Source organism: Mesorhizobium sp. GW821-FHT07A06, assembly GCF_059419085.1.
Genome location: NZ_JBWKRC010000003.1, coordinates 212,910 through 232,465, shown reverse-complemented (window position 1 = coordinate 232,465; position 19,556 = coordinate 212,910). Strand labels below are relative to the sequence as shown.

The window sequence follows — 19,556 nt, the reverse complement described above, 5'->3', positions numbered from 1 at the left end:
ACGTTTCGACAGCGCTCGAAGCGTCGATGCAAGATCCCAGGGAGCCGACCATGACCATCACTTGCTTCATCCGCTATGAGATCGACCCGTTCGGCAAGGCCGCCTTCGAGGAATATGCCCGCAACTGGGGCCAGGCCATTCCGCGCTGCGGCGCCGACCTGATCGGCTATTTCGCCCCGCATGAGGGGTCGGCGACGACGGCCTACGCCGCCTACAACATTGAAAGCCTGGCCGCCTACGAAGCCTATCGGGCCCGCCTTGCCGCCGATCCCGCCGGCAAGGCAAACTATGAGTTCGCCAGGCGCGAAAGATTCATCCTCAAGGAGGACCGCATGTTCCTGAAACACGTCTCCGGCCCCCACGCCAAGCTGGTGCTGCCGTGATCGCCGTCATCTTCGAGGTGCAGCCCGCGGAGGGCCGGCGCGATGCCTATCTCGGCATCGCCGCCAAGCTGCGGCCCCTGCTCGACGGCATTGACGGCTTCATCTCGATCGAGCGCTTTCAGAGTCTCGCCGACCAGAACCGCATCCTGTCGCTGTCGTTCTGGCGCGACGAGGACGCGGTGAAGGCCTGGCGCAACACCGAAGAGCACCGCCAGGCGCAGCAGGCCGGCCGCGGCGGCATCTTTGCCGGCTATCGGCTGCGCATCGCGCATGTGGTGCGCGACTACGGACTGACCGAAAGGGACGAGGCGCCGGCGGACAGCCGGGCGGTGAATGGGTGAGTGGCTGGCGCGGCAGCGCTCAAGCATTCCCGATCAGCACTCCCGCCGCGAACACCAGCGCGCCGCCCAGCACCACCTGAAAGGCGGCGCGCAGGAAGGGCGTCTGCATGTAGCGGTTCTGGACGAAGGCGATGGCCCACAATTCGAAGAACACCACCACAGCGGCGACGGCCGTCGCCGTCCAGAAATGCGGAATGAGATAGGGCAATGCGTGGCCCAGACCGCCGGCCGATGTCATGACGCCGGTGGTGATGCCGCGTTTTATCGGCGAGCCGCGGCCCGACAGCTTGCCGTCGTCGGAAGCGACTTCAGTAAAACCCATGGAGATGCCGGCGCCGATCGACGCGGCAAGCCCGACCAGGAAGGTCTGCCAGGTGTCATGCGTGGCGAAGGCAGCGGCGAAGATCGGCGCCAGCGTCGACACCGAACCGTCCATCAGGCCGGCAAGGCCCGGCTGAACGTAAGTCAGGATGAACTGGCGCTGCTCGGCGGCGGCCTCTTCATCCTTCACGTCGCCCGGCACATGTTTCTGCTCCAGCCGCTGCGCCAGTGTCTCGTGACCCTGTTCGGCTATAGCGAGGTCGTCGAGAAGTTTACGCGTCGAGGCATCGGTGGTGCGCTTTGCCGCCTCGACGTAGAACAGGTAGGCCTGCTGCTCCATCGCCTCGGCCTGGCGGCGCACATGCTCGATGCCGAGCGGCCTCACCAGCCAGTCGGGCTTGCGCTCGAAATAGCCCTTCACATGTTCGCGCCGGATCAGCGGAATGCGCTCGCCGAAACGCTTGCGGAAGAGTTCGATCAGGGCGTCGCGATGGCCGTCCTCCTCCTCGGCCATCTCCTCGAACACCTTCGCCGATTGCGGGAAGCTTTCCGCCAGCCCGTCGGCATAGGCCCGATAGATGCGACCGTCATCTTCCTCGGATGAAATGGCCAGCGCCAGGATTTCTTGTTCGGAGAGCGATTCGAAGGGGCGGCGGCCGAAGCCGAAAACACGGGAAAGCATGAGGAAAGGACCCTAGTTTAGAATAGTTCTAAACTAGGGTTTGCCACGCTCCGGGTCAATCGCGCCGTGGCCACGGGTTCAAGAATTGTTGAAACACTCAAGTGGCCCCGCTTCTTTATTATTGGCAAAGATTCACCTATATAGCTGAACCTAACACAAGAATGAGGAGCATGCGCATGACGAAGCCGCACCCGCAGCATTTCGACCCGAAACCCGTTCTCGATCTCATTGCCGGCATCGAGGCCGATCTGCAGCGCCTGAAGGGCCTGGTCGAGCAGCAGATCGAGAAGTTCGACCCCGCCAACCCGCACAACAAGGCCCCCGACGGCAAGCTGACCGAGGAGGGGGTCGAGTGCTGCTACCGCATGTTCGACGAAGGCAAGTCGCGCTATTCGGTCGCCCAGCAGATGAAGATCTCCTTTGCGGCCGCCACCCACCGCTTCAACAATTGGCGCAAGCTGGGCGGAACCAAGAGGCAGCGGACGCTGCTTGGATGAGGAGCGGTCCGCGCAGCGGACGAAAAGCCCCCAAATGGGCTTTTCGAGCGACGAACGCCCGGAGCCATAGAGGAGGGCCGGGGCCAACCGTCATGGTCGGCGCTGCCCCTCATTGCCCTGCCGGGCATTCTCACCGTGAACGGGGGGAAAGAAGCTGGTCTCACCGTCGCCGCTCCTCCAGCAACGTCCGCTTCCTGGCGAAAGCGTAGGCGACAGCGCCCTTCTCCCCCTTTCACGGGGAGAAGATGGCGGCAGCCAGATGAGGGGCAGCGCCGTCCATCGGATTTTGACTCACCCAACATTGTAACGGTCACATTTTTTCGATGGTGCGCCACGGCTGTTTGCGCGCATCATGAGAAGACACCCACTTTCACTGGACCTCGCATGACCGCCACCACCCTTCCCGGCATCGCCGACATCCACGCCGCGGCGGCCCGTCTTTCCGGCCTGATCGTCGAAACCCCCTTGATCGAATCGCAGGAGCTGAACAAGCGCTTCGGCGGCCGCGTCCTGTTCAAGCCGGAGACGCTGCAGCGCACCGGCTCGTTCAAGTTCCGCGGCGCCTACAACAAACTGTCATCACTGAGCGAGGCGGAACGCAGCCGGGGTGTCGTCGCCTTCTCGTCGGGCAATCATGCGCAGGGGGTCGCCGCTTCCGCCGCCATGTTCGGCGTCAAGGCGGTCATCGCCATGCCGGCGGACGCGCCGGCGATGAAGATCGGCAATGTCCGCAAGATGGGCGCGGAGGTGGTGCCCTTCGACCGCTTCCGCGATGACCGCATGACCGTGGTTCGCCCCTATATCGACAGGGGGATGGTGCTGGTGCCGCCCTTCGACGACCCTGCCATCATTGCCGGGCAAGGCACGATCGGCCTTGAACTGATGCGGCAGGCCAGGGCGCTCGGCGTCAGCGTCGACGCCGTCTTGATCCCCTGTGGGGGCGGCGGCCTGTCGAGCGGCATTTCGGTGGCGGTCAAGGACGCCTCGCCAGGCACAGCGGTCTGGGCGGTCGAGCCCGAGCATTTCGACGATACGCGCCGCTCGCTCGCCGCCGACGCCCGGGTTTCCAACGAAGCGGGCTACAGTTCGATCTGCGACGCGATCCTGACGGCCGAGCCGGGCGTGATCACGTTCGAGATCAACCGCAAGAACCTCGCCGGCGCCATTGCCGTCTCCGATAAGGCGACGGCACAGGCGATGCGCGACGCCATGGCCTATCTGAAGCTGGTGGTCGAGCCGGGCGGCTGCGTCGCGCTGGCGGCGCTGTCATCGGGCGAGATCGAACTGTCGGGCAAGAATGTCGCCGTGGTGCTGTCCGGCGGCAATGTCGATTTCAGTACCTATGCCGGGATCATGGCGGCCGCCTGAGCGCTTTGTCCGCCGCGCCATGCCCGCCATCAGCGCCTCTGCCATGCGGGAGATGCGGGCGATCGACGCCGTTTTACGATCCGGCCGTCGTCATTGGCGATCATGGTTCGCGAGCGCCGGTCAGTCCAGCGTGCGCCTGAAGCGCAAAAGCGCTGTGCCCGCGAAGACCAGCACGAACACGGCCAGCCAGCCTATCTCGGTGGCGATGGCGTGGAAATCGGCGCCCTTCAGCATCACCGCGCGGGTGATGCGCAGGAAATGCGTCAGCGGGAAGATTTCGCCCAGCGCCTGGGCCCAGCCCGGCATGCCGCGATAGGGGAACATGAAGCCGGACAAGAGCAGGGACGGCAGGAAGAAGAAGAAGGTCAGCTGCATGGCCTGCATCTGCGAGCGGGCCATGGTCGAGATGGTGTAGCCGAGCAGCACCAGCGAGAGCACGAAGACGAGTACCGACGACAACAGAAGCGTCAGGCTGCCGACGAAGGGAATGTCGAACAGGAGCTTGGCCGCCACCAGCACCACCGCCACCTGCACCGCGCCGACGACGAGGAAGGGCAGCACCTTGCCCAGCATGATCTCGGCCGGGCTGGACGGCATGGCGAGCAGGTTTTCCATCGTGCCGCGCTCGGTTTCGCGGGTCAGCGCCATGGCCGTCATCATCACCATGGTCATCTGCAGGATGACGCCGAGCAGGCCGGGCACGATGTTGTATTGCGAAATGCCTTCGGGATTGTAGCGCTGGTGCACCACCACCTGCAGCTGCTGCCTGGCATTCTCGGCGGCCGCGGCCTGCATGCCCTGGGCGCGCAGCAGCGCCTGGCTCGCCACCGTGCTCAGCGTGGAAATGGCGCCGCTCGCCGCCGACGGATCGGTCGCGTCCGCCTCGATCAGGATTTGCGGATTGTCGCCCCGCTCGACACGCCTGGCGAAGTCGGCCGGGATGGTGACGACGAAGGAAACGTCGCCGCGCGCCATCAGGAATTCCGCCTCCTCGGCGCTCTGGGTCACATGGTCGAAACGATAGTAGCCCGTCACCTGCAGCGCCGAGACCATGGCGCGCGTGTACTGGTCGTTGCTCATCGCCACCAGCGCCGTCGGCAAGCCCTTCGGATCGTTGTTGATGGCAAAGCCGAACAGCACCAGCTGCAGCAGCGGCACGCCGAGCATCATGGCGAAGGTGATGCGGTCGCGCCGCATCTGGATGAACTCCTTGATCAGCAGCGCGCCAAGCCTAGCGAAGGAGAAGACACTGTTCATGCCATATTGTCCTTCGACCCCGACATGAACTGGATGAAGACATCCTCCAGGCTGGTTTCGCCCGGCGCGACCGTCACGCCCTCGTGCTCCTTCTCGACATCGGCAAGCGCTGCTTCGAGCTTCTTCCTGTCGGAACCGACGACATGCAGCGTCGCGCCGAAGGGCGCCACCTGGTCGACGCCGGGGCGGCCCTGCAGCTCTTCGGCCACCTTGGCCAGCCGCGGACCCTGCACCACGAACGTCGTCAGGCCGGCATTCCTGACCACCTCGGCGACGGTGCCGGTGGCCAGCATCCTACCGTAGGAGATGTAGCTGATGCGGTGGCAGCGCTCGGCTTCGTCCATGTAGTGGGTGGAGACCAGCACGGTGAGGCCGCCGCTGGCGAGGCGGTGGATCTCGTCCCAGAATTCGCGCCGCGCCTTCGGATCGACACCGGCCGTCGGCTCGTCGAGCAAAAGAAGCTTAGGCTTGTGCATGATGCAGGCGGCGAGCGCCAGCCGCTGCTTCCAGCCACCGGACAGCGTGCCGGCCAACTGGTTGCGGCGCGAGGTGAGACCGAGTTCCTCCACTGTCCTGGCGACATACTCCTCGACCGGTTTCAGCCGGTAGAGCCGCGCCACGAATTCTAGGTTCTCGCCGATCGTCAGATCCTCGTAGAACGAGAATTTCTGCGTCATATAGCCGACTTCGCGCTTGATCCTGAGCGACTCCGTACGGATGTTGAAACCCAACACCGTGCCTTCGCCTTCGTCTGGCGTGAGCAGGCCGCACATGATGCGGATGGTGGTGGTCTTGCCCGAACCGTTGGGGCCGAGGAAGCCGACGATCTCGCCTTCGGCGACCGACATCGTCACATGGTCGACGACGGTCTTGTCGCCGAAACGCTTGACCAGGCCGTGAACGTCGATGGCGTTCATCTGGCCGTTTCCGCAAGATCGACGTCGACGATCTGGCCGGGCTGCAGCGGGCCGGCATCGCCCTCCGGGCGGGCCTCGACCAGATAGACCAGCTTCTGCCGGTTCTCGAGCGAATAGATCACCGGCGGGGTGAATTCGGGATCGGGCGAGACATAGCTGACGCGCGCCTTCACACCACCGCCGCAGCCGTCGCAATGAACGTTGAGCAGGCTGCCTATCCTGACCGAGAAGAAGGCGGCCTCCGGTATGTAGACGCTGAGCTTCACCGCTCCGTCAGGCAGCATCGAGATGACCGGCGCGGTCGGGCCGGCCGTGTCGCCGGGATTGCGGATGATGTCGTTGACCCGGCCGGGCGAGGGCGCGGCCAGCGTGCGCTTGGACAGCCGCCACCGAGCCTGCTCCAGCGCTGCCTGCGCCTGCTTGACCTGATTGTCGGCGGCCTTGATCGTCTCGGGCCGCGCCGGCAGGCCACCGACGGCGAGATTGGCCCTGGCCTGGCCGACCTGGGCATTGGCGGTCTCCAGCGTCGCCGAGGCGGTGTCGTAATCGGCCTGGGTGCCGGTGCCGCGCTTGAACAGATCGGCGGCGCGGTCGTATTTGCGCTTCGCGTCGTCGGCCTGCGCCTTGGCCATGTCGACCTGCGCCTTGAGTGCGGCGATTTCTTCCGGCCGCTTGCCGACCTGCAAATCGGCGAGTTGCGCCTGCGCCTGGGCGAGGCTTGCCTCGGCCTGCGCCACCGCGATCTTGGCGTCGGCGCTTTCCAGCGTCACCACCGTCGTGCCCGGCGTGACGCGATCGCCGCGCTTCACGGCGACGGCCTCGACCTGCGCCACCTCGATCGGCGCCAGGAGCACATAGTCGCCCTCGACATAGCCGACGGCCAGGGGGGCGGTGGGGGCACAGGCCCCGAGAAGCTGCGCGGCGAGCGGCAGCGAACACAGAAAGCTCATGGTCTTTGCCCCTTCATCCCTGCCGCTCGATCCTCGATCTTTCGGGCGGCCAGTATGGCGCCGAGGTTGTCCGTCGTGACCGCCACGACCTTGGCGGCCTCGACAGCGCCGATATCGTGCCAACCCATGCGGCGCATCACCGCTTCGCGGCCGATGCGGAAATAGATGACCTGGCCGATCAGCGTGAAGACGGTGAGCCGGGTCCGCTCGCTTTCGGCCGGCTCGCCGGTCGCCTGCTCCCAGATCAGACACAACCGGCGATGCGTCGGCTCGAACACGCCGTCATAGATGCGGTCGAGGGCTGCTGTCGGATGCGACAGTTCGCGCAGGACGAACTGCACGATCTCGCCGGCCTGCGGCTGCGCCACGATGAAGCCGACCATCCGCTCCAGCGCCCCGAAGAGCAGCAGACGCGCGGCCTCCGGATCGTTTGCCGCCGCGGCCTGGGCGCTGCCCAATGCCTGGCCGGCAATCGTCTGGATGGTTTCGACGATATAGTCGGCGGCGGCGGCGCGAAGGCCTTCCTTGCCGCCGAAATGATAGGCGATCGACCCGATATTGGCCTGCGCCTCGGCCGCGATCTGACGGGTCGAGGTACCATCGAAACCCTGCCGGCCGAACAGTTTCAGCGCCGCCCGCACGAGTGCGGTGCGCGTCAGATCCGCCGGAGAGGTCTCGCGTCGGGGATTTTTGGTGTCGGGGACTTTGATCATGGCAAGACTTTAATCAATCGATTGATTAAAGTCAACTTGTGTTCGGAGTTGTCTTGCCATCGCCCGTGGCAAACGCTTTAGTGCGCGGCCATGGGCAAGGAAGTCGAGCGCAAGTTCCTGGTCTCCAGCACCGCGTGGCGGGAGTTGGTCGAGGCGGATATCCGCATTCTCCAGTTCTATCTCGCCGCGACGCCTGGCCGGACCGTGCGCATTCGCATCAGCGACGGCGCTTCCGCCAAGCTGACGCTCAAATTCGGCAGCGGCGCGCGCGAGCGCGACGAGTTCGAGTATCCAATCCCGCTCGCCGATGCCGTCGAGATGCTGGACTTCGCCATCGGACGTGTCATCGAGAAGACACGTCACCATGTTAGGCATCGCGGCTATCTCTATGAAGTCGACGTCTTTGGCGGTGCACTCGCGGGACTTGTGGTGGCCGAACTCGAGACGCCGGAAGACGTGCCGGACGAAATGCTGCCTGACTGGCTCGGCCGTGAAGTCACCGGCGAGCAGAAATTCTACAACGCGTCGCTCGCCCTCGGGGGGATACCGGAGATCGCCGCATGAGCTTTCGTATCGACCCGCGCCTGCCGCTGACCGGCGAGGTCAGGCGCATCCTTGCCGAGGAAATTGGCAAGGCGCTCCTGCATCTGGATACGGCGCGCAGCCGGCCGGAGCAGGGACTGCACAAATGCCGCAAGCGGCTCAAGAGTGCGCGTGCCTTGCTGCGTCTGGTTCATTCCGGTGACGAAACATTCTGCACGACGGAGAACCAGTGCTATCGCAACGTTGCGGCCCTGCTTGCCGGCCCACGCGAGGCAACGGCGCTGATCGAGACCATCGACCGGCTGGCGGCAGCTTTCCCGAAAGAGAGCGCCGATGGCGGGCTCGATACCGTACGTGACCGGATGATTGCCCGCCAGCACGATCTCCACGAAGCCGCCGGCCTCGAAGCGGCGATCGGCGCGGCGACCGCCGCCTGCGAAGACGGCATGAAGCGGATCGAAAGCCTCGACTTGCCAGACCAGCCGGAACAGGCGGCCGACGTGCTTGCCGAAGGCGCCAGGGTCACCCTGCGCCGTGCCAGGAAGGCGCTCGACAAGGCTGGCTCGCGCGGCGAGGCCGACGATTTCCACGATCTGCGCAAAGCGGCCAAGACGCATGGCATGCACCTGTCGCTGCTGGGCAGGCTCTGGCCGACGCCTATCAAGGCGCGGCGCAAGGCGGTCGATGCACTGGGCGAGCGGCTCGGCGAATTGCATGATCTGTTCGTCATGCGCGCCTTGCTCGAGGCGGATGACGAGCCGCTTGGCCCGCCCGAGGACACGAAACTTCTCGGCAAGCTCATGAAACGTTCGGAGAAGAGCCTGAGAAAATCATGTCTTGCCGAGGCGGCCGAACTGTTCGGCGACAGCCCCAAGCATTCGACGAAGAAGCTGGCCCGCAAGGCGCGCGGTGATCTGGCCAGTCCGGCGCCGCGCGACGAGACGAGCGCTTCGGCCGGCTGACGAGGCCTGCACGCTGGCACTTCCCCGCCGGCGTGTGCTAGTCACGCTGCATCATGACCGAGCCCGGCGACACGCTCCTGGACCGACTTGGCCGCTGGCTCGCCGGCCGGTTGCAGGAAGAGTCCTCCGGCTATGAACCCTACACGCCGTCGGATCCCGAAACGTTGCGCCGCACGCTGGAACCCGGCGACATCCTGCTGATCGAGGGCAACCAGAAGATCTCGGCGGCGATCAAGTACCTCACCCAGTCGACATGGTCGCATGCGGCCCTCTATGTCGGCGACGCGCTGGCCGAACCGGAGGACGGAACAGAGCGGCGGCGGCTGGTCGAGGTCACGCTCGGCGAAGGCTGCGTGGCGGTACCCTTGTCTCGCTACCGCACCTACAACACCCGCATCTGCCGGGCGAGCGGGCTGACGCCGGAGGACCGCGACACGGTCGTCGCCTTCATGATCGGCAAGCTTGGTCTGAAATACGACCTCAAGAACATTTTCGACATGCTGCGCTATTTCCTGCCGACGCCGCCGGTGCCGGTGCGCTGGCGCCGGCGCATGCTGGCCTTCGGCTCCGGCGACCCGACCCGGGCCATCTGCTCCTCGCTCATCGCCGAGGCCTATGGCCGGATCCACTACCCGATCCTGCCCGAAATCACCCGTGCGCCGGGCCGCGCCTCGGCGCAGTCGAGCTATATGCGCAAGGAAATCCTGCACATCCGCCACCACTCGCTCTACACGCCGCGCGACTTCGACCTGTCGCCGTTTTTCCGCATCGTCAAGCCGACGCTGGAATATGGCTTCGACTACCGGTCCGTGACCTGGGACGACAAGGCCGCCGACGCGAAGGCCGCCGAATAGCGGCCTTTCAAGCCGGAAGCGGGCCGTCCTTTTGCGGTGGGCTGCTCAGGCGTCCTGGCGCCGGCATCGCGCGGGTGCGGGCCGATCGGCATGATCGCGGGAAATGGCGTCGCTCCAAAGGCAAACGTCCATTTGTAGCCGGTGAGCCCGTCCTCGGGCGTCGTATGCTGGTCGTGGTGAGCCAGCAATTTGGCGCGCTCGGCAAGGTCTTCCGCTTCGCGCCGCACCATCTCGGCCGTCTCAGGCCGCATCCGCCTGGAGAAGCTGACGAAGGTCGCCTCCTTCTCGATATGGGTGATGGCCCAGCCGATGAAATTCTTGTTGGTCATCTCGAACAGCGGCCTGAGCGGCCCTTCGAAATTCCACTGGATCGGCGTTTCGACCAGCAATCTTGCCGTGAGGCCCCGGCCGAGCGCGATCAGTCCCAGTTCCTCGAGGTCGCGCAGATAGAGGAACATCGAGGCCTCGCTCAGGCCTTGCGAGCGCATGATGCCCTGCGGCGTGAACTTTTCCGACAGCATGACGAAGATGAACAGCAGCGCGGGCCGCCCAGCGAGCCGGCGCTCGATCTCGGGCGCGATATGGTTGACCGGCCCCGGCCCCCGGTTCATCGAGCCAAGCACGTTTTCCAGCTCGACGCCGGCTGCGGCGCATATCTCGACCAACCGGTCGAGCTTGCAGTTGCGCTCGTGGAAGATGCGTTTCACCGTCGGCTCGGAAACGCCCATGCGATCGGCCAGCTCGCGATAGGTGACGCCCTTCGCCTTCAGCGTCCGCTTCAGCGCCTCGAAGATCAGACCGTTCATGGGATGCACCTCTTGCCGGCAATTTCGTATCGATTTTCGATACTAGCGGCAATCAGGCTTTTCGAAAAGTATCGAAAATCCTAGCTCGTCGCCTGTCAGCACAGGAGAACAGCCATGAAACGCTTCATCATCCCAGCCTTGGTCGCCACCATCGGTATCGCGGCCGCACCAGCGGTCCAGGCCGGCGAACTCTGGCGCGCAACGGGCCTCCAACAACCGGAATCAGCTTTGTTCGACGCCGCCAACAACCGCATCATCGTCTCCAATATCGTCGGTAACCCGGGCGATGCCGACGGCAACGGCTATCTCAGCGTGCTGTCGCTGGACGGCAAGATCGTCACCCAGCACTGGACCGACGGCATGGACGCGCCCAAGGGCATGGCGATATCGGCCGGCAAGCTCTATGTCGCCGACATCACCAAGGTCCGCGTCGTCGATCTCGCCAGCGGCAGGCTGGTCGCCAGCATCGTGGTGCCGAATGCCGTCTTCCTCAACGACATGACGGCGGACCACACAGGCAAGGTCTATGTCAGCGACATGCTGGCCGACACGATCTACCGCATCGACGGCGACAGGCCGGAGCCGTTCGTCAGGGATGCGTTGCTGGCTTCGCCCAATGGCGTCTTCGCCGACGGCGGCCGGCTGATCGTGGCCTCCTGGGGCAAGGGCATCAAGCCCGACTTCAGCACGGCGGAGCCGGGCGGGCTGCTGTCGGTCGACCTCGCCAGCAAGGTGGTTTCGCCGCTGCCCGGCGCGCGGAGATTCGCCGACCTCGACGGCGTCATCGCCATTGGCGACACCATCTACGCCACCGCTTACTTGACCGGCACGCTTTACCGCTACGAGGCCGGCGGAACTCCAGAAGCGGTGGCGCATTTCAAGCCGGGCAGCGCCGACATCGGCACCGACGGCAAGTCGATCCTCTATGTGCCGCTGATGAACGAGGGCGAGGTGGCGGCGCTGAAGCTCGATTGAGAAACGGCGGCTCGGGGCGAGCCGCGACCTTTGCTAACAGCCGTCGATGGACCGTGGTAGGAAAGGTCCTTCGACGGCGATGGAGGTTTGCCATGGAAGACTTTGCCATGGAAGACGGGGGCATCCGGGCGGCCCTGGATCGCCACTGGGCGGCTTCCGACGCAGGTGACTTCGAGGCGGAACACCAGATCTACCGGGAGGATGCGGTGCTCGACTATCCGCAATCGGGCGAGCGCATCCGTGGACGGCGCAACATCCAGTCGTCCCGCGCCGCGCAGCCGAACCGCAAGCACTTCACCGTGCGGCGGATCATCGGCAAGGATGACCTCTGGGTCACCGAATATGTCCTGACCTATGACGGGCGGCCATCCCATAGCGTCAGCATCATGGAGTTCCTGGACGGCAAGGTGGCGCGCGAGACCCAGTATTTCAGCGATCCATTCGAGCCGGGAGCCTCGCGGGCACAATGGGCCGAGCGGATACTGTGAGCCATGGGGAAAATCATCCGCCGATCGCCCGTGCGGAACTGCCGAACGAGACCGTCGCTCTCGCCCGCTTCCTGATCGGCAAGCTGGTGATGCGGGCATTACCCGAAGGCATTGTCGGCGGCCGCATCGTCGAGACCGAGGCCTATGTCGTCGGCGACGCCGCCGGGCATGGTTTCAGGGGAATGACCCCGCGCAACCGCTCGCTGTTCCTCGAGCGCGGCCATGCCTATGTCTATCTCGCCTATGGCACCTCCATGATGCTGAATGTCTCGAGCGAGGGGCAGGGGATCGGCACCGGTGTCCTGATCCGGGCGCTGGAACCGCTCGAAGGCATCGCGATCATGCGGCGGAACCGTGGCATCGAGCGCTTGCGCGACCTGGCGCGCGGGCCGGGAAGGCTGGCCTCCGCACTGCGGATCGATCGTTCGCTCGACGGGCTCGACCTCTGCCAGAAAGGGCCTTTATGGCTCGCAGGCGATGGCCAGAGCCCCGGTGAGATCGGGCAGGGCATCAGGATCGGCATTTCGAAGGATGCCGACCGCCTGCTGCGCTTCTATCTCAGGGGCAGCCCGTTCGTCAGCGGTCCGAGATCGCTCAACCGATGAGACGCCGGCCAGCCGCCCTCCTCCGTTGAAAGGAAGCTGGACCGAAGGGACCGCGCCTCTCACTTCCCCGCCAGCCGCGCCCGCGCGTCGTGGAGCCGGCACAGGTCATCAGCGGCCGCTTTGCGCCGGTGGTGCGGCGGGCTTGAGGCGCACGCCCCTGCCGCCGCGCTCGCTGGCCTGGTTCTCGCCGATCAGTTCCACCCCGGCCTCGTCGAGCGCCTGGATGACCTTCATCAGCGTATCGACCACGCCCCGGACCACGCCATCGCTCGCTTCCATGCGCTGGATGGTTGGAAGCGAAACGCCGGCGCGCTCGGCCAGCGTCTTCTGATCGATGCCGGCCAAAGCCCTCGCGGCACGCATCTGCGCGGCAGTGATCATCGGCCGGAACCCATGTCCGCGTCCGCGGAAATGGCGCATGACGTTTCAAGCATCAATATGAATCTTTGTGACTTAAACACCGTCGCCTGATTGTCCATTTCCGATACTTCCCGAGCATTGCAAGCTAGGATGTTGTCCATCTGAGGGAAGGGATAACGCGGTTGAGCAGTTTCAAAACTTTGGTGACATCGGCATGCTGGCTGTCAATGGTTCTGGCGCTGGCAGGCTGTGGTGGACACCTGATCAACAGATTGATCTGAGGGCAAGCCCGGGCGATGCGGTCAGGCGCCATAGGTATCGTCGCTCACCACCTTGCGCCGCTGCAGCATCCGCGCCACCAACCAGCATAGCATCGCCCAGGCGAAGCCCGCGCACCAGCCTGCCAACACATCCGACGGCCAGTGGACGCCGAGATAGATGCGGCTGACGCCGACCAGCACCGTCGTCAGCACGGCGAGGGACAGGACGTATATCTTCGTCGCCCGGCCATGCAGGAAGCGCGCCGCGAGCGAACCGAGCGTGAGATAGGTCACCGCCGACAGCATGGCGTGGCCACTCGGGAAGGAAAGCGATGTCTCGCTGACCAGATGCGAGACGAGCTCGGGCCGCGGCCGGTCGACGCCGACCTTCAGCAGGCTCGACAAAATCTGGCCACCCGCCACGGCGGCGAAGATGAGAAGCGCGGTCCCAGGCCTGCGGATCAACAGCAGATAGATGATCGTTGCCGTCGTTATCAGCACCAGCACGCTGGCGCTGCCCAGGCTGGTGATGTCGCGCATCGCCCCCTCCAGCCATGGCGGGCCGATTGGAATACCGGGTTGGCCCGCCTGGCGGAAGGCAAGCAGGATTTCGGTGTCGAAGGCGTGTGGCGTGGTGGCGCGCGCCACCTCCATCAACTCCTCGAAGCCCCAAAGCCCGCCGGCGACGACGAGGCCAGCCAGCAGGACCGGGAATTCGATCCGGTTAAGCAGGGTGCTTGCAGTGTCTTTCATCGGATCGGTACCGCGGCCTTCATTCGGTCATCGTCCCTGCAGATAGGGCCCGAGCGTGATCAGCGCCACGGCCGCGATCGCCATCACGATGCCGGCGGCCTGCAGGGCGTTGACGCGCTCGCCGAAGAACACCAGCGCGACGACGTTGACCGAGACCAGCTGAATGACGGCCGAGAGGCTGAAGGACACCGACATGCCGAACTCACGGATCAGCCGCAGCATGATCAAATTGCCCAGTGAATAGAGCGCGAGCGTCAGCAGGATCTTGCCGAGGCTCGGCGCAAGGCCCCATTGCTTGGCGGCGGTCGCCGCCAGAAGGAAGATCACCGTTGAAAAGCCAAGCTGCAGCAGTCCCGAAAACCCCAATGTCCCGTCCCCTTAGAAGCGGCTGCCGCCGCGTGCGCAGCGGACCTTGTTTCCGAAGCGCCCCGAGACGTCAAGCGAACTCGTTCCAACTAAGGTCTTGGCAACGGCAAGACTGAGGCTCAATGTGCCAATGTCGCCCAGCTGTCGATGGGGAGGGGGGCGGTCAGGGGCTTATGATTCGTATTCTGCAGAATTTGGCGCGGCGCTGGAGCGAACTTTCGCTTGCCCTGCAATTCCTCGTTGCCGGCGGCTTTGGCCTCCTGGCCGTCATGCTCGTGGTCGGCGCCTGGGTAACGACGCAGATCCGGGACGGCGTCATGCGCAATTCGGCCGCCACGACGGCGCTTTATGTCGACAGCGTGATCGCCCCGCTGCTGCCGGACCTGCGCAAGAGCGAAGAGCTCAGCGAGGCCGTCAAGCAGGCGCTCGACGAGACGCTCGGCCAGGGCGCGCTCGGCAAGCGGCTGGTTTCGTTCAGGCTCTGGCGGCGCGACGGCACGGTGCTCTACGCCAAGGATGCGGCCTTGATCGGCCGCCGCTTCAATCTGACCGACAATCTGCGGTCCGCCTTCCAGGGCAACGTCACCGCCCAATTCGATACGTTCGACGAAGACGAAACGAAGGAACAGGCTGTCGGCACGCCCTTGCTGGAGATCTACAATCCGGTGCGCGAACCCTGGTCCGGCAATGTGGTGGCCGTCACCGAGTTCTTCGAGGTCGCCAGCGATTTCAAGGCCACGCTGGCTTCCGCGCTGCTGTCGAGTTGGCTGGTCGTGGCCGGAACCACCTTGACGGCCTTTCTGCTGCTGTCGGGCATCGTCCTGCGCGCCAGCCGCACCATCGACGATCAGCGAGGGGCGCTGCGTCACCAGGTGTCGGAGCTGCAGGAGCTGGTGACGCAAAACAGCGCCTTGCGGCAGCGTGTGCAGCGGGCGTCCCGCCGCGCCACCGCACTCAACGAAAGATATCTGCGCCGGATCGGCGCCGACCTCCATGACGGACCGGCGCAACTGGTGGCGCTGGCGGCGTTACGCATGGACAGCCCGATATTTTCGGACGACGGCCATTGGACCGAGAGCCGTTCGGCCGAGGTCGCGATGATCCGCAGGACGCTGGAGGATGCCATGCGCGAAATACGCGGTATCTGCACCGGCCTTGTGCTGCCGCAGATAGAGACGGCCGCCGCCAAGGAGATATTGCGGCTGGCCGTCGACGAACATGAGCGCCGGACGGGAACCTCGGTGACGCTTACCATGCCCAAGCATTTGCCCGAACCCGGCGCATCCGAGAAGATCAGCATCTATCGTTTCGTGCAGGAAGGGCTGAACAATGCGTATCGCCACGGGCGGGCCAAGGATCAGACAGTGCGTGCCGGGATGAAGAATGGCCGGCTTTTTGTAGAGGTGTCGGATAGCGGGCCGGGCTTCGATCCGGCGCGGGTCGAGGGGCTGGGGCTGGCCGGCCTGCGGGAGCGGGTCGAAAGCATTGGTGGCCAGTTCCAGACCTTGACCGGAGCACAAGGCACGCGATTGGTAATCAGTCTATCGGTTGAGGAGCAAGCATGATTGGCGTCATTCGAATCGCTATTGTCGACGATCATCCGCTGTTTCGCGAAGGCGTGACGCGCAGCCTGTCGGAGATCGGAGGCTTCGAGATCGTCGGCGAAGGCGCGACGGCGCAGGATGCCGAACGCATCGCCTCGACGGCGCAGCCCGACATATTGCTGCTCGACATCTCCATGCCGGGCGGCGGCTTGGCCGCGGTTGCAAGCATCCTTGCCGACAACCCCGCCCAGAAGATCGTCATGCTGACCGTTTCGGAGGCCAATGCCGATGTCACCAAGGCCCTGAATGCGGGGGTGCACGGCTATATCCTCAAGGGTGTCGGGTCGCGCGCCCTGGCCGACATCCTGCGCAACGTCGCGGCCGGCGAGAGCTATCTTTCACCGACGCTGTCGGCGCGGCTGCTGTCCGATCTGCAGTCCCCGCAGCCTGCCAATGCCGAGGCGGACCGGCTGCGGCAACTGACCGAACGACAGACGGAAATCCTCCGGTTGGTGGCGGAGGGGCTCAGCAACAAGGAGGTTGCCTTGCGCCTGCAGCTGCAGGAGAAGACGGTCAAGCACCACATGACCGGGGTGCTGTCAAAACTCAACGTGCGAAACCGAACCGAGGCGGCCCTCATGATGCGTGAGTTGCGCGACCGAGACAGGAACCGCGCGTAGGCCATCGCGGAACCGCGCGAGAGGCGGACAAAACGAGGTCACCTCCGCCGGGGGCGGCGGAGGTGAGGTGTGAAGCTGATCGTTGCCTGTTGACCGGCCTCACAAGGCCTTGAGACGCCTGACATCGGCGGGCGTGGCCCGACGGTCGATGATCGTGCGGCCGAGCGCGTCGCGCATGCTGAAACGACCGTTCTCGATCTTTTCCGTCATGCCGTTGGGGTGCTCGACCGAGATCTTGCTGCCGTCCACGCTGACCTTGTCGCCGGTCGTGGCGTTGACATGGCTGGTGCCGGTGCTCTGGCTGGCACCCGGTCCTGAGTTGCCGCCACCATCATCACCGCCATCTGTTCCGGAATTGCCGCCGTTTCCATTTCCGTTGCCGCTATTGCCACCGCCGCTGTTGCCGCCATTTCCATTTCCGTTACTGCTGCTGTTGCCGCCGCTGCCGCCGCTTCCATTTCCGTTACCGCTGCTGTTGCCGCCGTTGCCGCCGCCATTGCCGCCCTTGGCGGCCTGTGCGACAGCGGCATTGATCCCGGAGGCGGGGCCTTGCAGCGCGATTCGATAGGGGGCGATGGTCAACAGCAGCGTGGCCGCGGAGACGAGCGCCAGCCGGCAACAACGGGCCGTGATCGATCCGTTCATCCTGATCTCCGTCGATTGAGCCGGCGCGCCCACCCCAACGTTGCAACCAGCAACATCGCCGAAAGATGTATTGACCGGAAGCGACCTCCGACCGTTGCGTTTGTCACCCAGGACCTTTGGAAGCGCAAGACCGGACCAAAGTCCGACGTCATGGATGACAACTGCCTCGCGCGGAGTGGTGGAACAGGTATGATGTCACGAAAATGTGATCAGCCGGCTGTAGGGGTCGACAGGCGACAGAAGCTCCAGCCACTCGAAAGCCAGAGGCCCTCATGACCGAACATCGCTCCCCCGACGCCCGATTCCGCACCAGCCTGCTCGAGGAAAACGAAGGACCGGCCATCAACCCGACCGACAACCGCACCATGGGCGAGATCATCGCCGCGCGGTTCTCGCGCCGGGCGTTCCTCAAGGGATCGCTCGCCGTCTCGGCGATCGCCGCCACCGTCAGCCCGCTGGCCATGATCGCCGCGGACGATGCCCGTGCCGCGGAAGGCTCGGCCTTCAAGTTCGACGAGCTCGAGGCCGGCATCGACGACAAGCATCATGTCGCGCCGGGCTATGACGCCGACGTGCTGTTGCGCTGGGGCGATCCGCTGTTTGCCGATTCGCCGGAATTCGACCCGACAAAGCAGTCGGCTGAGGCGCAGGCCAGGCAGTTCGGCTACAACAACGACTATGTCGGCTATATCCCGATCGACGGCTCGGCCGAGCACGGCCTGCTCGTGGTCAACCACGAATACACCAACCCGCATCTGATGTTCCCCGGCATCGTTTCGATCGTCGAGAAGGACGGGAAGAAGAAGGCCGAAGTCGCCCCGCTCTCGAAGGAGCAGGTCGATGTCGAAATGGCGGCGCATGGCGGCACCATCGTCGAGATCCGCAAGGAAGGCGGCAAATGGCAGGTGGTGCGCGACGGCAAGCTCAATCGCCGCATCACCTCCACCACGGAGATGGCGCTGTCCGGCCCGGTCGCCGGCCATGATCGCGTCAAGACCAATGCCGACGCGTCCGGCACCAAGGTGTTCGGCACCTTCAACAACTGCGCCGGCGGCGTCACGCCGTGGGGCACCTATGTGATGGCCGAGGAAAACATCCATGGCTATTTCTCCGGCGAACTGCCCGAGGGCCACAAGGAAGCCGCCAACTACAAGCGGCTCGGCATTCCCGAAGGCGCCTATGAATGGGGCGCGCATTACGACCGCTTCAACCTGGCCAAGGAACCGAACGAGCCCAATCGTTTCGGCTGGATCGTCGAGGTCGATGTCAACGATCCAACCTCGATCCCGAGGAAGCGCACCGCCATGGGCCGCTTCAAGCATGAGGGCGCTGAATCGATCGTCGCCAAGGACGGCCGCGTCGTCTTCTATCTCGGCGACGACGAGCGCTTCGACTATGTCTACAAATTTGTCACCAAGGGCGCCTTCAACGCCGGCGACCGCGCGGCCAACAAGGACCTGCTCGACGACGGCACGCTGCATGTCGCCAAATTCGCCGAGGACGGCACGGTGGACTGGCTTCCGATCGTCTTTGGTCAAGGCCCGCTGACGGCCGAGAACGGCTTCGCCAGCCAGGCCGACGTGCTGATCGAGACACGCCGTGCCGCCGACCTGCTTGGCGCCACAAAGATGGACCGGCCCGAGGACATCCAGCCCAACGCCGTCAACGGCAAGGTCTATGTGATGCTGACCAACAATTCGAAGCGCAAGGCCGACCAGGTCGATGCGGCCAACCCGCGCGCCGAGAATGCCTTCGGCCACATCATCGAGATCACCGAGACCGACGGCGATTTCACGGCCGCAAAGGGCAAATGGGAAGTGCTGCTGAAGTGCGGCGATCCTTCAGTGGCCGATGTCGGCGCCACCTTCTCGACGGCGACGACGGCCAATGGCTGGTTCGGCATGCCCGACAATTGCGCGGTCGATTCGGCCGGGCGCCTGTGGGTCGCCACCGACGGCCAGGGCCCGAAAGCCACCGGGCGCACCGACGGCCTGTGGGCGGTCGACACGGAAGGTGCCGCGCGGGCGACCTCGAAACTGTTCTTCCGTGTGCCGATCGGCGCCGAAATGTGCGGCCCGCTGTTTGCGCCCGACGACCAGACCGCCTTCGTCGCCGTCCAGCATCCCGGCGATGGCGGCGAGGACTGGGAAGGCTTCGGCCGCCCGTCCTACTACGAGGATCCGTCGACGCGCTGGCCCGACTTCAAGCCCGACATGCCGGTGCGACCTGCGGTCGTCGCCATCACCAGGCAAGGTGGCGGCAAGATCGCGGTCTGATCTCGGCGCC

23 protein-coding genes are annotated in these 19,556 nt (G+C 64.8%); 13 read left to right on the top strand and 10 right to left on the bottom strand.

All coding sequences use genetic code 11. From position 1 onward, the window contains the following. Positions 1-50: 50 nt before the first annotated feature. Positions 51-383, top strand: a complete 333-nt coding sequence (locus AC07SZ_RS11585) for an NIPSNAP family protein (RefSeq protein WP_056576328.1) — start codon at positions 51-53, stop codon at positions 381-383. Then, positions 380-724 (top strand): antibiotic biosynthesis monooxygenase family protein, encoded by a 345-nt coding sequence (locus tag AC07SZ_RS11580; RefSeq protein WP_494914329.1) that lies wholly within the window; start codon positions 380-382, stop codon positions 722-724. Before AC07SZ_RS11585 ends, AC07SZ_RS11580 begins: the two co-directional genes overlap by 4 nt. A gap of 19 nt (positions 725-743) precedes the next feature. On the opposite strand, the gene mbfA is transcribed toward AC07SZ_RS11580, so the two are convergent. Then, positions 744-1,727, bottom strand: coding sequence for an iron exporter MbfA (mbfA, locus tag AC07SZ_RS11575; RefSeq protein WP_056574025.1), 984 nt, complete (start codon positions 1,725-1,727; stop codon positions 744-746). A gap of 176 nt (positions 1,728-1,903) precedes the next feature. On the opposite strand from mbfA, the gene AC07SZ_RS11570 reads away from it, so the two are divergent. Both AC07SZ_RS11570 and AC07SZ_RS11565 read left to right on the top strand, forming a co-directional pair. Continuing rightward, on the top strand, positions 1,904-2,224 hold the full coding sequence (locus tag AC07SZ_RS11570) for a hypothetical protein (protein ID WP_056576330.1): 321 nt from the start codon (positions 1,904-1,906) through the stop codon (positions 2,222-2,224). A gap of 384 nt (positions 2,225-2,608) precedes the next feature. Further along, complete coding sequence (locus AC07SZ_RS11565; RefSeq protein ID WP_494914328.1) at positions 2,609-3,592, top strand: threonine/serine dehydratase family protein; 984 nt, start codon at positions 2,609-2,611, stop codon at positions 3,590-3,592. A 120-nt stretch (positions 3,593-3,712) separates the two neighbouring features. Here the strand turns inward: AC07SZ_RS11565 and AC07SZ_RS11560 are convergent, their stop codons facing one another. The 4 genes from AC07SZ_RS11560 to AC07SZ_RS11545 are packed head-to-tail and all read right to left on the bottom strand — an operon-like array spanning position 3,713 to position 7,429. Beyond that, entirely contained in the window at positions 3,713-4,849 is a 1,137-nt protein-coding gene (locus AC07SZ_RS11560) for an ABC transporter permease (protein ID WP_056574031.1), read from the bottom strand. Continuing rightward, positions 4,846-5,766: an ABC transporter ATP-binding protein gene (locus AC07SZ_RS11555; RefSeq protein WP_494914327.1), complete on the bottom strand. Its 921-nt coding sequence runs from the start codon at positions 5,764-5,766 to the stop codon at positions 4,846-4,848. The genes AC07SZ_RS11560 and AC07SZ_RS11555 overlap by 4 nt, the downstream gene beginning before the upstream one ends. Beyond that, on the bottom strand, positions 5,763-6,716 hold the full coding sequence (locus AC07SZ_RS11550) for an HlyD family secretion protein (protein ID WP_494914326.1): 954 nt from the start codon (positions 6,714-6,716) through the stop codon (positions 5,763-5,765). The genes AC07SZ_RS11555 and AC07SZ_RS11550 overlap by 4 nt, the downstream gene beginning before the upstream one ends. Beyond that, positions 6,713-7,429: a CerR family C-terminal domain-containing protein gene (locus AC07SZ_RS11545; protein ID WP_056574040.1), complete on the bottom strand. Its 717-nt coding sequence runs from the start codon at positions 7,427-7,429 to the stop codon at positions 6,713-6,715. The genes AC07SZ_RS11550 and AC07SZ_RS11545 overlap by 4 nt, the downstream gene beginning before the upstream one ends. Positions 7,430-7,519: 90 nt before the next feature. Here AC07SZ_RS11545 and AC07SZ_RS11540 point away from each other — a divergent pair, with 90 nt between their 5' ends. From AC07SZ_RS11540 to AC07SZ_RS11530, 3 genes are read left to right on the top strand one after another with little or no spacing between them, the layout of a single operon-like run. Beyond that, positions 7,520-7,993 carry a CYTH domain-containing protein gene (locus AC07SZ_RS11540; protein WP_172371517.1) on the top strand — a complete coding sequence of 158 codons (474 nt, stop codon included), beginning with the start codon at positions 7,520-7,522 and terminating at the stop codon, positions 7,991-7,993. Beyond that, positions 7,990-8,934 (top strand): CHAD domain-containing protein, encoded by a 945-nt coding sequence (locus tag AC07SZ_RS11535; RefSeq protein ID WP_494914325.1) that lies wholly within the window; start codon positions 7,990-7,992, stop codon positions 8,932-8,934. The genes AC07SZ_RS11540 and AC07SZ_RS11535 overlap by 4 nt, the downstream gene beginning before the upstream one ends. Positions 8,935-8,987: 53 nt before the next feature. Continuing rightward, positions 8,988-9,788, top strand: coding sequence for a YiiX/YebB-like N1pC/P60 family cysteine hydrolase (locus AC07SZ_RS11530; protein WP_172371521.1), 801 nt, complete (start codon positions 8,988-8,990; stop codon positions 9,786-9,788). On the opposite strand, the gene AC07SZ_RS11525 is transcribed toward AC07SZ_RS11530, so the two are convergent. After that, positions 9,734-10,594: a helix-turn-helix domain-containing protein gene (locus tag AC07SZ_RS11525; RefSeq protein WP_494914323.1), complete on the bottom strand. Its 861-nt coding sequence runs from the start codon at positions 10,592-10,594 to the stop codon at positions 9,734-9,736. The genes AC07SZ_RS11530 and AC07SZ_RS11525 overlap by 55 nt on opposite strands. A gap of 114 nt (positions 10,595-10,708) precedes the next feature. On the opposite strand from AC07SZ_RS11525, the gene AC07SZ_RS11520 reads away from it, so the two are divergent. From AC07SZ_RS11520 to AC07SZ_RS11510, 3 genes are all read left to right on the top strand, one after another. After that, positions 10,709-11,569, top strand: coding sequence for an SMP-30/gluconolactonase/LRE family protein (locus AC07SZ_RS11520; RefSeq protein ID WP_172371525.1), 861 nt, complete (start codon positions 10,709-10,711; stop codon positions 11,567-11,569). Positions 11,570-11,676: 107 nt separating this feature from the next. Continuing rightward, positions 11,677-12,057, top strand: a complete 381-nt coding sequence (locus AC07SZ_RS11515; RefSeq protein WP_494914710.1) for a nuclear transport factor 2 family protein — start codon at positions 11,677-11,679, stop codon at positions 12,055-12,057. Further along, on the top strand, positions 12,036-12,662 hold the full coding sequence (locus AC07SZ_RS11510; RefSeq protein WP_494914322.1) for a DNA-3-methyladenine glycosylase: 627 nt from the start codon (positions 12,036-12,038) through the stop codon (positions 12,660-12,662). The genes AC07SZ_RS11515 and AC07SZ_RS11510 overlap by 22 nt, the downstream gene beginning before the upstream one ends. A 108-nt stretch (positions 12,663-12,770) precedes the next feature. Here the strand turns inward: AC07SZ_RS11510 and AC07SZ_RS11505 are convergent, their stop codons facing one another. The 3 genes from AC07SZ_RS11505 to AC07SZ_RS11495 form a co-directional block, all read right to left on the bottom strand. Beyond that, positions 12,771-13,043, bottom strand: coding sequence for a helix-turn-helix domain-containing protein (locus AC07SZ_RS11505; RefSeq protein WP_494914321.1), 273 nt, complete (start codon positions 13,041-13,043; stop codon positions 12,771-12,773). Positions 13,044-13,324: 281 nt separating this feature from the next. Next, positions 13,325-14,035, bottom strand: coding sequence for a phosphatase PAP2 family protein (locus tag AC07SZ_RS11500; RefSeq protein ID WP_056574062.1), 711 nt, complete (start codon positions 14,033-14,035; stop codon positions 13,325-13,327). Between the two features lie 27 nt (positions 14,036-14,062). After that, entirely contained in the window at positions 14,063-14,401 is a 339-nt protein-coding gene (locus AC07SZ_RS11495; RefSeq protein WP_056574065.1) for a hypothetical protein, read from the bottom strand. 173 nt (positions 14,402-14,574) lie between these two features. Between AC07SZ_RS11495 and AC07SZ_RS11490 the strand changes: the two genes are divergently transcribed. Together AC07SZ_RS11490 and AC07SZ_RS11485 are read left to right on the top strand one after the other, a co-directional pair. Beyond that, positions 14,575-15,966, top strand: coding sequence for a sensor histidine kinase (locus AC07SZ_RS11490; RefSeq protein ID WP_172371538.1), 1,392 nt, complete (start codon positions 14,575-14,577; stop codon positions 15,964-15,966). Further along, positions 15,963-16,625 carry a response regulator gene (locus AC07SZ_RS11485; protein ID WP_056574071.1) on the top strand — a complete coding sequence of 221 codons (663 nt, stop codon included), beginning with the start codon at positions 15,963-15,965 and terminating at the stop codon, positions 16,623-16,625. Before AC07SZ_RS11490 ends, AC07SZ_RS11485 begins: the two co-directional genes overlap by 4 nt. A gap of 99 nt (positions 16,626-16,724) precedes the next feature. Here the strand turns inward: AC07SZ_RS11485 and AC07SZ_RS11480 are convergent, their stop codons facing one another. Then, positions 16,725-17,270 carry a hypothetical protein gene (locus AC07SZ_RS11480; protein WP_494914320.1) on the bottom strand — a complete coding sequence of 182 codons (546 nt, stop codon included), beginning with the start codon at positions 17,268-17,270 and terminating at the stop codon, positions 16,725-16,727. A 272-nt stretch (positions 17,271-17,542) separates the two neighbouring features. Between AC07SZ_RS11480 and AC07SZ_RS11475 the strand changes: the two genes are divergently transcribed. After that, complete coding sequence (locus AC07SZ_RS11475) at positions 17,543-19,546, top strand: PhoX family protein (RefSeq protein WP_494914319.1); 2,004 nt, start codon at positions 17,543-17,545, stop codon at positions 19,544-19,546. Positions 19,547-19,556 lie beyond the last annotated feature (10 nt).